The sequence below is a fragment of the Aquibacillus albus genome, assembly GCF_016908325.1.
Taxonomy (GTDB): domain Bacteria; phylum Bacillota; class Bacilli; order Bacillales; family Amphibacillaceae; genus Aquibacillus_A; species Aquibacillus_A albus.
Genome location: NZ_JAFBDR010000019.1, coordinates 1 through 13,670 on the forward strand (window position 1 = coordinate 1; position 13,670 = coordinate 13,670).

Here is a 13,670-nt window from a genome sequence, read left to right on the forward strand (position 1 = left end):
AGGATCATCAGCTCCAGTTCAATATAAAAGTAAATTGGCAGCATGACCCCAAACCTTATGTGTCTACTTGACAGGGGTAAGCTTACTGACCCCTTAAATCCCATGTAAATACATCGATTGTCATTGCATCGCTTACTTCAAACGTAACTTTTCGATTGTCAGGGTGTTCGAATATGCGTGATGTGAATACTTTTGCTCCATTGTTGACGAACATTTCGACGGAGGATGCGTCGATAAATAGATGTAACTTATCTATCTTTTCTATTTTGTAATGTCTTGCTTCTATTTCATTCGTTTTTATGCTTTTGCGTTCGAAGGTTAAACGATTTTTCGCTTGATTAAAGATGACTCTCGTGTATTTTCCAAGCCATATCGTAAATTGCTTCGAACTGTTTGAAAGAATGTCAACCATTAGCTCAAACGCTAGCTTCCCTACATTATCTAATTCAAATTGATTGCGAATAGTTACTTCCTTATATTCAACTGCATTTTCACGTAGCTGCTTGAGCTCTTCTACTGGAGACTGATATACGCATCCGTCCACCAGCTTTAACTCTCTCGGTATCGTCATCGCATGAATCCATTCGTACTCCAAAGTCGGATGGAATGCTTCATTTTCCTCAGGTACTCCCATCCAACCAAACATTAACCTGCGCTGACCTGAATCCAGTGTTGTTTGTGGAGCGTAAAAGTCAAAGCCTTGATCTAACTCCACAAACTCCTGATGTTCGAAAGTCCCTTTATCTAAATTTGCCTTTCCAACAAAATATCCTGATTGGTAGATATTGTTATAATGATAGCCATCTGCAGGAATACCTTGCGGCGAGAATAACAACACATCCTTATCTCCTAGAGAAAAGAGATCTGGACATTCCCACATATAACCAAACGATTCCTCATTACTTTGTGAAGTACCTGCCAATCGACCAATAAACTCCCATTGTTCTAAATCGTCTGAACCGTAAAGAACAACACATCCCTGCTCCTCTTCTGTTTGTGCGCCAATCACCATGTACCATCGATTATTTTCTTTCCAAACCTTAGGGTCACGGAAATGTGCCGTATACCCTTTAGGAACTGAAATCACTGGACCTTTCTTTTCAAAATGTACACCATCAGCAGAAACTGCTAAACATTGATAAGATTCTCGGTCTCCGTTTTCATCCCTGACATTACCTGTATAAAAAAGATATAGCTTACCTTCGTGTTCAACAGCGCTTCCGGAATAACATCCATTCTTATCAAACCAATCACTTGGAGCTAGCGCGATAGGCTGTAATTGCCAATCCACTAGATTGGTTGAGGAATAGTGTCCCCAAAACTTCGGTCCATGCTTCGTCTCGAATGGATTCCATTGAAAAAATAGATGATACTCCCCTTTGTAATAAATAAAGCCATTTGGATCATTTAACAATCCAACTGGTGGAATCATATGATACTGCATTCGAAATGGATCTTGACTAGTAGTCTCACGATATTTTTCAAGCCTTTCCATTGCCTGTTCCTTTAAAAAACGGTCACGCTCTATATTAAGCGTGAGAGCCTTTTTCCCAAATTCCTTCATCCAAGCATGCTCCCCTTTTAATTGACAGTATCCTCTTTTTTATCAGAAAAACCAAACATCCAAGTCAGGACAAATGCGATCCCGATTGCAATCAGATTAACGAGCAAATAAAGTAAAATTTGGCCATTTAGATAGAGCAAGCTTCCTGGGATTACTGTGATCGCCATTCCCGTTGCTTCTAAGTTAAACAGTGAAGCAGCAAAACCACCAATGCCTCCACCAATCAACCCCATGATAAATGGTTTAACGTAGCGTAAGTTAACCCCAAAAATAGCTGGTTCTGTTATTCCTAAAAATGCAGATAAAGAAGATGGTAATGCCAATGCTTTTAATTTGGTTGATGTCGACTTTAAACCAACCGCTAATGCCGCTCCACCTTGTGCAGCAATGGACGCTGTAATAATCGAGTTAAATGGGTTAACTCCATTGTTTTCCAATAGCTTTATCTCTAATAGATTAAATATATGGTGTACCCCAGTGATTACGATAATTTGATGTAAGAACCCAATCAAAAGTCCACCTAAACCGATTGGCAAGCCTAACACCATTAGAGCACCTGATAAAATGCCATTCTCTACAACATGTAAAATTGGACCAATAACAAACAATGCAACAGCAATCATAATTAACAATGTTAAAAATGGTGTAAGAATTAAATCTAATGCTTCTGGTACACGCTTACGAATAAAACGCTCTAATTTTGCACCAAGAATTCCAGCAATAAATGCAGGTAAAACAGATCCTTGGTAGCCAATTACGGGAATAAACCCTAGAAAATATAATGGTTCTACCGCTCCTTCCGCAACTCCCCATGCGTTAGGAAGCGAAGGACTAACCAGCATTAAACCAAGAACTAAACCAATAATCGGTGTTCCGCCAAAGACACGAAACGTTGACCATGCAATTAATGCCGGCAAAAAGATAAAGGCTGTATCCGTTAAAATTTGTGTAAACATGATAAAGTTTTCTGAAATATCAGCTGGGGTTAATCCAAATAACGCTAGTATTTGTTCTTGCATAACTAAACCACGAAGCCCCATAAATAACCCTGTCGCTACAAGGACTGGGATAATTGGTACAAACACATCCCCCAATGTACGCGCTGCCCGTTGCAAGACGTTACCGCTTTTAGCAGCTTCCTGGGTTTGCTCTGCTTTTGTCGTGCCAATGACTCCTAATTTCTCGACCTCTTCATAAATACGATTAACTGTACCTGTTCCAAGGATAATTTGGAACTGACCTGAGTTAAAAAAGGCACCCTTGACCTTATCAATTTTCTCTACTTTATCCTGATCAATTTCTTCCTTATCATTGACCATTATTCTTAAACGCGTAGCACAATGGGCTACTGATGAAATGTTTTCTTTTCCTCCAATAGCATCAATGATTTCTTGTGCTATTTTTCGATTTTCCGCCATTGTCTCTAACTCCTTTTCATCATCATCTTAATGTGTAATCGATTCCACATTGCGAAAAAAATATACCTTAAAATTGGTAATCGGTTTCAATCTGGAATCGATTCCACAGGCAATCATACACTACCTCTTTCTAAAAGTCTATACGTTAGTGTTAATTTTTTTATGGCTTTATTTTCCTTTTTAATTTGGTCCAAAATCAGGATCGCCGCTTCTTTTCCAGCCTTCTCATTTTGATAATCGACCGTTGTTAATGACGGATCTAAGTGCATCGACACTTCAGACGCTCCAATTCCTGCAATAGCCACATCATCCGGAATGTTATAGTTATGTTCCTTTAAATACTTCATCGCACCAATTGCTAATCGATCAGTTACTGCAAAAACGGCTGTAGGCTTTTGGTTCGACGTTTCCATTATGTTTTTCATCGCAGTATATCCTGAATCAATATCAAAAATTCCTTTTTGTAGCCATGCTGGTTCAACAGCAAAATCGCTCTTCTCCATTTCATCCAAATAGCCCTTTTTCCGCAATAACCCAACGGACCGATCTGATTCAGCAACCCCAATAAATCCAATATGCTGATGTCCTTTTGAAATAAAAAGAGATGTTAACGCTCTTGCGACATGATAGTCATCATATAATACATTTGAAATACCATCGATTTCTTGACCAATCGCCACACAAGGGATAACTAATTGCGAAATTTTGTTGACTAATGCATCACTGACGTTGGTTGCTGCCAGTATAATCCCATCTACTTGACGACTTTTTAATAGGTCCATATATTCCATTTCTTTTTCTTTATTTAAATTCGTATTCGCAAGCAAAATTTGATAGCCTGATGCTGCTAGGATTTCATCCATTCCGGCTACTAGCCTACTAGATGTCTCGGTTCGGATTGTTGGTAAGATTACACCGATTACTTTTGTTTGTTTCGTTCGTAATGACTTTGCATATTGACTAGGTATATAGCCTGTCTCTTCAATCACTTTTTCAATTCGTTTTCTAACATCTTCACTAACATAGCCTGAATTGTTTAAAAATCTGGACACAGTTGTTCTAGAGACTTTTGCCATTTTCGCTATTTCATTAATGGTTGCCATGACCCAACCCCCTTCTTTTACAATGTCATTTTACACGATGCTGAATAATTAGGAAAATCTACATGCCTAGTTTCACTTATAACTAACTGAAAGTATAATAAAAAGGCCACATCAAAAGTGACCTTTATAGCACCTTGCTCAAAAACGCTTTTGTTCTTTCGTTTTGTGGATTTCCAAATATCTCTTCTGGTTCATTTTCTTCCACTATATATCCTTCGTCCATAAAAATAACACGGTCGCCAACTTCTCTGGCAAAGCCCATCTCATGTGTAACAACGACCATAGTCATCCCCTCTTTTGCCAGCTGCTTCATAACTTCTAACACTTCCCCGACCATCTCAGGATCCAATGCTGAAGTTGGTTCATCAAATAGCATAATCTTCGGTTCCATTCCAAGCGCACGAGCAATCGCTACACGCTGTTTTTGCCCACCAGATAATGAATCAGGATAGACCTGTGCCTTTTCTTTCAAGCCTACTTTTTCTAGAAGCTTCAGTGCTTTTTCTTCCGCTTCACGTTTATTCCATTTACGAACAACTGTCATCGCGAGTGTTATATTATCCAGAACCGTTTTGTGCGGAAATAAATTAAACTGTTGAAACACCATCCCTACTTCAGTTCGGATTTCATTAATGTTCGTTTGTTTATCCGTAAGGTCCTTTCCTTCAATGAGTACTTGTCCATCTGTAATTGATTCCATTAAGTTTAAACAGCGCAAAAAGGTAGATTTACCAGAGCCGGATGGTCCAATAACGACAACTACCTCTTGAGGGTTTACCTCCACACTAATATCTTTTAGAACCTCTAATTCTCCAAATGATTTTTTAAGATTTTGTACCGAAATCATTCCGTATCTAACCTTCTTTCTAAGTAATTAAGCAAGTAAGTCAACGTTAATGTTAAAATAAGGTAGATAAGTGCTACCGTTAAATACGGCTCCCAAACACGATAATACTCCCCTTGTGCTGCTCTTCCCCAGTAAAGCAATTCCGGTGCCGCAATAACAGCTGCTAGCGAGGAGTCCTTTAACAACACAATGAATTCATTCCCTAGTGGTGGAACCATTCGCTTAAATGCTTGTGGTAAAACAACGTACCACATCACTTGCAATTTGTTCATACCAAGTGAATGTGCCGCTTCTGCCTGCCCTTTGTCAATTGATTTAATCCCAGCACGAAAGATCTCTGCGATATAAGCTGCTGAGTTTAGAGATAATGCAACAACACCTGACGCAATTGGATTTACCGGTGTCATAAATATCGGCATCAACCCAAAATGTATCAATAATATTTGAACAAACAATGGCGTACCTCTAAAGAAGTTGACGTACCAAATAAACGGGAGCCTCGCAATCGCTATTGGCGACATCTTGCCGATACCAATTAACAACCCCAAAGCCAATCCGAATAAGACACCAGCTAAAGACATCCCAATGGTTACCAGTGCTCCTTTTAAAAAAAACGGAAGATAATCAACAATAATATCCCATCTAATATTCTCCCAAATATTCATCATACCTTCATAAAACTCCTTCTAGGTTTCTTTAAAAACTTGGCTAATCATGTAAAATTGCGAAAAATTAGCGTAACGTTTTATCGTTACGCTAATTTTTTTTCTTATTATGCCTTATTCTGCAGCATTTAATATAACTTCAGTATCTACTTCTGACCCGAACCATTCTTGATAGATTTCTTCATACGTACCATTTTCAATCACTGTTGTTAAAGCTTCATTAAAGTCTTCTACTAATTCACTACCTTTAGGGAAAATTAATCCATAGAATTCTGAATCAAAATTATCTTCATCTGTAATTGCTTCTACATTCGCATTTGGATTATTTTTCACAAATTCATTCGCAACAACGTTATCCGTTACAACTGCTTGTACATCACCATTTGTAAGTGCCATAAAAGCAACTGCTGTTGTTTCATATTTGGAAATGTTATCACTATTTTTCCCTAATATTTTTTCAGCAGCAGACTGTCCAGTCGTACCATTTTGTACCCCTACTCTCATTCCATTTAAATCCTCAGCACTTGTAATATCAGTACCTTCATTAAATACAATCATATGCGTAGACTCAAAATATGGCACAGAAAAATCATAGGATTCCTTTCGTTCCTCATCAATCGTTACAGCAGAAATACCTAAATCAATGCTTTTCGTATCTAAAGAAGCAAATAGTGGATCCCAGCCAGTATTTTTCAATTCATATTCATATCCAGCTTCAGCCATAACCGCTTCTAATAAATCTACATCAAAGCCAGTAATTTCACCTTTTTCCATATATTCAAACGGGGCAAAAGCGGCATCTGTACCTACTTGCAACACTTTTCTTTCTTCTTTTGCGTCCTCGTTGGCACCTTCTTCTGTATCAGTACCATTCGTTCCCTCATCTGCACCTTCTTCCGTGCCTGTCCCACATGCTGTTAATATAAGTAAACCCATCGTCAATAAAGCTAATAGGAAATAAGTTAAACGATTCTTCATAATTATTCACTCCTGATTGTTCATAAGATTTTTACAGCAATAAAAATAATAACTCCAAATTGTATATTTATCAATAGTTTTGTATATTGTTTTCTTGGAAATATTATGAACTATTTGTTCACAATTATGTATCAATATACATAAAAAGACGATCACCGAAACATGCAATCGCCCTTTTCACGAATTAGTTTAATGTTTTATGAATCCAAATCGCCGCCTGCATCCCATCCCCCATAGCTATTGTCATTTGTTCAGAGTGTACGACTACATCTCCAGCAGCCCAAACATTTTCTACACTTGTCATTTGTGTACGTGGATTTACTAAAATATGTTTGTTTTTATGAAGCTCTACTCCTAGCTGCTCTGCAAGCTCAGACTTCACTTCATTTCCTCCAAAAGCAACAAAGCCATGGTTCGCATGTATTTCTTTGCCACCTTCTAACTCAACACCTTTAAACTCTCCGTCTTGAGCAAAAACTTGCATAATCCGCTTATCATAATAAGTAATTCCTTGCTTGTTCAACGCTTCTAGCTTGTTTTCCTCTAATGGTTCTTGTTCATGGTTAACGTATATAAGATCTTTAGACCAATTCGTTAAAGTCAAAGCCATGTTGGCACCAGGAGTCCCAGAACCTAAGATAATCGCCTTTTTATTTAAAATTTCATACCCGTCACAGTCAGGACATATATAAACACTTTTACCTAAACATGGAATTAAGTTTGAAAAAGAAGGAATACGATCCTTTACACCTGTCGCAAACAAAATCCGCTGGGCTTGATATGAATTTCCGCTCTCTGTTTCTATGTCAAATACATCCTTATTTTTGTTCACACGTTTTACTGTAGCGTCCAGAAAATATACCCCTAGTTCTTTTGCTTGTTCGGTACCAATATCTCTCAACTTTTGCCCGCTAACACCATTAGGCCATCCAAGCACATTATGATAACAGCGACAAAGGTTTGACCTGCCACTTACTCTTGAATCAATTACGATCACGTCATGGCGATATCTGCCTAATTGGATAGCTGCTTGTAAGCCAGCGATACCACCACCAATAATTGCACACTCGTAACGAATGGTTAACTCCCCCATTTCTTTTTTTGTTATATTTTTAGTGTTTATCATCCCATTTTTTTCACGCATGTATTATTTTCCAAAAAGGGTCTGTTAAAGGATAGTGTTGATATTTAGTATATTTTTGACTCATTATGCCAAATGGAAAAGAACACATTGAGAAAACAAGTTTTCTCCTGTGTTCTTTTCCATTTGGCATCCTTTCAGCTATGCTGATAGTCGTGTGAAATCCTGATTTCACACGATGAGTCAAAAATTATCACCGAACTTTAACACGAACCTCCAAAAAAAGAAGGATGAAGCCACGGAGGTTCATCCTTCTTTTTATAACAATATAACTAATAAAATTGGCAGTGTAATTACACTTGCTAATGTACTGATTAATGTAGCACTGGAAACAAAGGCTGGCTTGACATTAAATTGCAAGGCATACATCGTCGTATTTGCTGCAGTTGGCATTGCGGCCATTAGAATCAAGATATCCTTTGTCATTTCATCAACTGGTAAAAATAGTGTAATTACATAAGCAATGACTGGTGCAAGGGCCAATCGAATAAACAACGAAACAGATAGTTTACCCAATTCCATTTTCTTAAGCTTAATTGTCGCTAGCTGCATTCCAAGGACAATCATAATCGTAGGAATGGTAGCATCAGAGACCATATCCACTGCAATCATCATATTACTTCCTAAATCTATCTGTACTAAATTAAGCAAAATTCCTAGAAGAGCTCCGTAAATGACCGGAAACCGAATCACTTGCTTCAATGGGGCTACTTTAATATTTCTTTCATTACCTTTTGCAGCATAATAGATCCCAACCGTGCACATGATTAATTGCTGTAGCACCATTAAAATAACTGCATAATGCAAACCTCTTTCACCGAAAATTAACAGCACAAGAGGTGTTCCATAATTACCATTATTCATGAAAACAGAAGCTAGTATCATCCCGCTTTTTTCTTCGTTATCCCACAACCTTATATAAGCAATCACATAGCATACCAAAATCGTTGCAACACATAGTAGCACAAGAAAAATACCCAAATATACATAATCCATGTTTAACGTATTTTGATAGAAGGTTCGGAAGGCAAGAAACGGAGACATTAAATAAAGTGCAATAGTAGAGATTGGCTTTATCTCGATGTTCAATAACTTCATTCCGATGTATCCAATCGCAAAAATACCGAAAATGGGGATAAGAACTAATATAAATTCCATAAAAATCACCTGTTTTTGATTATACGCAAACAGGAAAAAATAAGCTATGGAAAAACTCACCACAAGGAATAGGAAATGAGCGAAGAAGGTGTACTGAAGGCTTCGTATGACAGCACTCAAATACGCCGTGGTACTATATTCGCTTCCACCCTGATTTACGGATGACTTGATTAATTACCTCTGAAAATACTAACCCAATTGCAATAGCTCCAGAAATTAAAAGCACTTTAGCTGCCAATTGAACCGCTGTATTATAGTCATTTTCAACAAAATTACGCATTGCATCATAGGCCAGCCCACCAGGGACCAATGGAATAATCCCCGAAACGATAAAGACAATAATCGGAGTTTTGTATAGTTTGGCACATAGTTGGCTCAATACAGCGACTACAACCGCTGCAGCAACCGTCGCAGGAACGGCATCGATACCTAATTCGACGAAGACGATATAAACGATCCAACCACACATACCTACCAGACCACATTGGATTAAGTTTCTTTTAGGTGCATTAAAAATAATGCCGAATGTTGCTGCCGCAAAAAAGCTTGTGACTAACTGTTCTATATACATATTATCCCCCCACGATAGATAGTACAACAGCAATACCCGCACCAATTGCGAATGCAGTTAAAAATGCTTCTGCGCCCTTGGATAGACCCGAAACCAAATGTCCGGCCATTAAATCTCGTACAGCGTTTGTGATTAAAAGGCCAGGTACCAATGGCATGACAGAGCCAATGATGATTTTATCTAGCTCATTACCTATTCCAAAAAATAAAAAGCAATACGCAATTAAACCAATCATGACCGCGGCAAAAAACTCAGCAAAAAAACGAATTTCAACGACACGATGGGAATATACCACCGTGGAGTATCCGATTCCACCTGTAATAAGTGCAGGAATGAAATCACTCCATTGACCATTAAACATGATAGCAAAACTACCACTTGTCACGGATGCTGCCATTACTTGAACTGGTATGGAATACGCATGTGTTTGTTTTTCAATTTCCTTTAGCCGCTGACTCGCCTGAGCTACTGACAGTTCACCGCTGCTAATTTTTCTAGATACACTATTTACTAAAGTTACTTTATGTAAGTCTGTTGAACGTTCAACAATGCGAACGAAACTCGTTGGATCTGTATCTTGTATGGAAAAGAGAATGCCCGTCGGTGTCACAAAGCTTTGTGGGTTTTCAATCCCATAAGAAGCTGCAATTCGTATCATTGTATCTTCTACACGATACGTTTCGGCACCACTTTGTAACATTAATTTCCCAGCCAATATACAAACTTTAGTGATTTCATTTTTATGATCCGTATGGTTAGTCATATTTATCTCTCCATATTTTTCCTACTTCATTTAATTATAAGCAATTCAATAAGGAGGTATCAAATTGATTCATAAATAAAAAGAGAAAGAACCTTTCGTCCTTCCTCTCCTCCTATGATCATTTACCAAACGGCAACACATGATAAATAGTGATACCGATACTTCCAACTAATGCAATTCCACCCATACTTAGGTATAAGAAGCCTCCACCCATCGTATCGATTAACGAACCTCCAATTAGCGAGCCAATTATCCCCGATACACCAAAAAACATCGACACAAACACAAGATGTCCGGTCGATTGTAATACTTTTGGAATAAGCCTTGTTACATATTGAAAGGCAGACAAGTAAAACACACCAAACGTCAATCCATGTAAAAATTGAAAAGCTACGATAAACATCGGATCTTCAATAAAACCGTATGCAAACCAACGAATACTATAAAGTAATCCTGCAATAATAATAAAAACTAGTGGGTGAAGTTTTCTAAACCAATACCCGGCAAAAGCAAATACGAGTGCCTCACTTGCCACCCCAACAAACCATGACACTCCAATCAGGCTTTCTGTTCCACCCAACTGGTCAATATAGATACCTATAAAACTATCATTAGCTCGGTGGGTCGTCGTTATAAACATAATTAAAAATAAAAAGATAATAAAAGGTTTGTTTTTCGTTAGACGTCGTAAATCCTTGAATTGAATTGGTTTTGCATTTATTTTTACGTCCTTCAGCCAAAAGCAGACAGCTAAAGCCAATCCAGCCAAAAAGAGATATGGCCAAATCATATATTCAATTCCAACCATAGAAAGTAATTCCCCAACGGCTAGTGATGAAGTAGCAAAACCAATCGAACCCCACATCCGAATCGTTCCAAATGAGATACCTAACTCATCAGCTCTTCTTTGGGACAAGCTGTCACCTAATGCCCCAACAGGCGCCGCAAAGAAAAAAAACACGACAGCCATCATTAATAACAGCGGAACCGTTGTCATTTGCAAGAAAATATAACTTCCAACCATTAAGCATATTAAACAAATAATTACTATCCGTTTAACCGTTTGATACTTATCGCTCATATACCCCCAAAATGGCTGAGAAATGATCGCAGCCATCGGACCAATAGCTAAAACCCATCCAATTTCCTTACCATCTAATCCTTTAAACTGAAGATATAATGGCAAAAAACTTATGATAATCGTATTTGCACCGTGAAAACTGAACAGCAACATCTTTAAAGGAATTAATGATTCTCTATTTGACAATTAAGCTTCTCCCCCTACTAGAGCAAAAAATATCCTTGAAATACGGAACATTGTATTCGCATTTCAAGGAAAGCATACATCCATATCGTTTTTTAACTATTACCCAATTATACGAGTAAAAGGATCGAATGCAAAGGTTTCTTAAACGATAGTGAAAAATAAATTAATCAAATAATTTTGATAAAACTGTTGCCAAGCACACTTTTTCATAATATAATTAAATCAAATAATTTTGATAAAATTTCCTACTATAAATCAATTTTTTTTGATTTAATTATCAAATAAAATGGATCATACAAGGAGGAGGGTTCCATGCTTCAAGAAATAGTAATTAGCTTTCTGAAAATTGCTTTAGAGTTAACCGGATTATTTATTGTTATCACGTTTGTCGTCAGTCTGCTACAAGGATTTATTCCATTTGAAAAAATTGAAAGACACCTGACAGGAAAAAACAAAATTGCCGGGGTATTTTTTGCTATCATTTTTGCATTTCTTACGCCTTTTTGTTCCTGTTCTACGATTCCGATCGTTGTAACGATGTTAAAGAAAAAATTACCCTTTGGTCTAGTTATGATTTTCTTATTTTCATCTCCAGTACTAGACCCGACCATATTAACGATTATGGGGGTCATTTTAGGGTGGAAGGTAACACTTATTTATATTGTAGTTACAGCAACCTTTTCGATTGTCATCGGGTTGGCATTAGAAGCCTTAGGGATGGAGAAGGCCGTTAAAAATGTCGTTATGAGTGGTTATCAAGAAAAAACCGTTCCCTTTAGTTTTCGTTATGCATGGAAAGAGACCGTTGATTTAATGAAGTCAGTGTACCCCTATCTATTCATTGGAGCGGCCATTGGAGCAACAATCTATGGAATTGTTCCAACTGAGTGGATATCAAACACATTCGGAGCAGAGCATTGGTGGCTCATTCCGTTAGCTGCAGTTGTTGGTATCCCTTTATATATTCGGTTATCTAGTATGATTCCAATTTCTCAAATGTTAATTCTAAAAGGGATGGCCCTAGGACCAGTTATGGCAATGATGATTAGTTCAGCGGGTGCCAGTTTACCAGAAGTAATGCTTTTAAAATCGATTTTCAAAGTGCAACTCGTCATCCTTTTTGTTCTATCGGTTATTACTATGTCTACCTTATCCGGGTTTATTTTCTACCTATTATAGATGATGTTCAAAAAGTCTCAGGTTATAAAAGGAGGTGATTACCATGATAAATTTACTGAAAAAGGTCGTAGGAAAAAGTGAAAAAGAAGCTTCATCCTGTTGTACCATCCAAATTACAGAAAAAAAGGAAAACAAAGAAGAGGATTGTTGTGATAACTCGGATTCTTCTTGTTGTTAAGCAAGAAAGGCTGTCCCTTCATTGCAAGGGCAGCCCTTCTTCTTTTTTTATTTCTTAATAAACAACTGTGTCCAGTAATCTCCGTTCGAAGCATACCCAACACCTATATGCGTTACTTTCTTGTTTAAAATGTTTTTTCTGTGACCCGGACTATTCATCCATCCCTCAACAACCTCTTGTGCTGATTGTTGACCTCTTGCAATGTTTTCTGCAGCAGTTGTGTACTCTATTCCCTGTGATTGCAACATATCAAAAGGAGTACCATATGTCGGAGAATTATGTGAGAAATAATTATTATTCGCCATGTCCTCTGACTTCATCTGTGCTGCATTTGTTAATGGCTGGTCCTGTTTAAGCGGTGGTAAGCCATTGTTTTGTCTTTCCTGATTCGTTAATTCAATAACTTCTGCCTGTATATTTGTTGGTTGATTTTCTGTTTGTTTTTGTTGTGGTTGGTTCTGCTCCTCTTGTTGAGGAATTGCTTGTTGTTGCTGATCTGGATTTTGTTGTTGGTAACGCTGATTTGTGTCAGGTTGAGCTTGTTGCCCGTTCTGTCCACCAGGAATTCTAAATATATTTTGCTCACGCCCCGGTCGAACAGGGATGTCATACCTATTTGGAATTTCATTAACTCCAAAATTATTATCATTATCACCTGCATTAAATCCCACTTGTTGTGGTGTTGCAGGATCATTACCTGGATTTGCTTGATCGATCTGGTTCGCATCATTATTACAACCAGTTGCCACAACACCTAGAAGGAATGCTAATACGGTGTATTGAAAAATCTTCATGTTTTTCACCTCTGTTTTTAAAATTAATCATTTATACTATTTAC

The 13,670-nt window shown here is 37.7% G+C and carries 14 protein-coding genes; 2 read left to right on the plus strand and 12 right to left on the minus strand.

Translation table 11 applies throughout. From position 1 onward, the window contains the following. Window positions 1-82 precede the first annotated feature (82 nt). From JOC48_RS15120 to JOC48_RS15170, 11 genes are all read right to left on the minus strand, one after another. Complete coding sequence (locus JOC48_RS15120) at window positions 83-1,564, minus strand: glycoside hydrolase family 32 protein (RefSeq protein ID WP_204501076.1); 1,482 nt, start codon at window positions 1,562-1,564, stop codon at window positions 83-85. Window positions 1,565-1,581: 17 nt separating this feature from the next. Beyond that, on the minus strand, window positions 1,582-2,982 hold the full coding sequence (locus tag JOC48_RS15125; protein WP_204501078.1) for a sucrose-specific PTS transporter subunit IIBC: 1,401 nt from the start codon (window positions 2,980-2,982) through the stop codon (window positions 1,582-1,584). A 113-nt stretch (window positions 2,983-3,095) separates the two neighbouring features. Next, a complete protein-coding gene (locus JOC48_RS15130; RefSeq protein WP_204501080.1) occupies window positions 3,096-4,085 on the minus strand; it encodes a LacI family DNA-binding transcriptional regulator in 990 nt (329 codons plus the stop codon). 124 nt (window positions 4,086-4,209) lie between these two features. Continuing rightward, window positions 4,210-4,932, minus strand: coding sequence for an amino acid ABC transporter ATP-binding protein (locus JOC48_RS15135; protein WP_204501082.1), 723 nt, complete (start codon window positions 4,930-4,932; stop codon window positions 4,210-4,212). After that, entirely contained in the window at window positions 4,929-5,600 is a 672-nt protein-coding gene (locus JOC48_RS15140) for an amino acid ABC transporter permease (protein ID WP_239584405.1), read from the minus strand. The genes JOC48_RS15135 and JOC48_RS15140 overlap by 4 nt, the downstream gene beginning before the upstream one ends. 111 nt (window positions 5,601-5,711) lie before the next feature. After that, window positions 5,712-6,575: a basic amino acid ABC transporter substrate-binding protein gene (locus tag JOC48_RS15145; protein WP_204501084.1), complete on the minus strand. Its 864-nt coding sequence runs from the start codon at window positions 6,573-6,575 to the stop codon at window positions 5,712-5,714. Between the two features lie 184 nt (window positions 6,576-6,759). Next, window positions 6,760-7,701: an NAD(P)/FAD-dependent oxidoreductase gene (locus JOC48_RS15150; RefSeq protein ID WP_239584406.1), complete on the minus strand. Its 942-nt coding sequence runs from the start codon at window positions 7,699-7,701 to the stop codon at window positions 6,760-6,762. A gap of 273 nt (window positions 7,702-7,974) precedes the next feature. Then, the gene (locus JOC48_RS15155) at window positions 7,975-8,874 is read right to left on the minus strand and encodes an AEC family transporter (protein WP_204501086.1); all 900 of its coding nucleotides are present in this window, start codon (window positions 8,872-8,874) and stop codon (window positions 7,975-7,977) included. Window positions 8,875-9,007: 133 nt separating this feature from the next. Further along, window positions 9,008-9,445, minus strand: a complete 438-nt coding sequence (locus tag JOC48_RS15160; RefSeq protein WP_204501088.1) for a threonine/serine exporter family protein — start codon at window positions 9,443-9,445, stop codon at window positions 9,008-9,010. Window position 9,446: 1 nt separating this feature from the next. Then, window positions 9,447-10,208 carry a threonine/serine exporter family protein gene (locus JOC48_RS15165; RefSeq protein ID WP_204501090.1) on the minus strand — a complete coding sequence of 254 codons (762 nt, stop codon included), beginning with the start codon at window positions 10,206-10,208 and terminating at the stop codon, window positions 9,447-9,449. Between the two features lie 118 nt (window positions 10,209-10,326). Continuing rightward, entirely contained in the window at window positions 10,327-11,475 is a 1,149-nt protein-coding gene (locus JOC48_RS15170; protein ID WP_204501092.1) for an MFS transporter, read from the minus strand. Between the two features lie 312 nt (window positions 11,476-11,787). Here JOC48_RS15170 and JOC48_RS15175 point away from each other — a divergent pair, with 312 nt between their 5' ends. Together JOC48_RS15175 and JOC48_RS21550 are read left to right on the plus strand one after the other, a co-directional pair. Beyond that, the gene (locus tag JOC48_RS15175; protein WP_204501094.1) at window positions 11,788-12,654 is read left to right on the plus strand and encodes a permease; all 867 of its coding nucleotides are present in this window, start codon (window positions 11,788-11,790) and stop codon (window positions 12,652-12,654) included. A gap of 43 nt (window positions 12,655-12,697) precedes the next feature. Then, window positions 12,698-12,832, plus strand: coding sequence for a hypothetical protein (locus JOC48_RS21550; protein ID WP_275580749.1), 135 nt, complete (start codon window positions 12,698-12,700; stop codon window positions 12,830-12,832). A 47-nt stretch (window positions 12,833-12,879) separates the two neighbouring features. On the opposite strand, the gene JOC48_RS15180 is transcribed toward JOC48_RS21550, so the two are convergent. After that, entirely contained in the window at window positions 12,880-13,626 is a 747-nt protein-coding gene (locus JOC48_RS15180) for a CAP domain-containing protein (RefSeq protein ID WP_204501095.1), read from the minus strand. Window positions 13,627-13,670 lie beyond the last annotated feature (44 nt).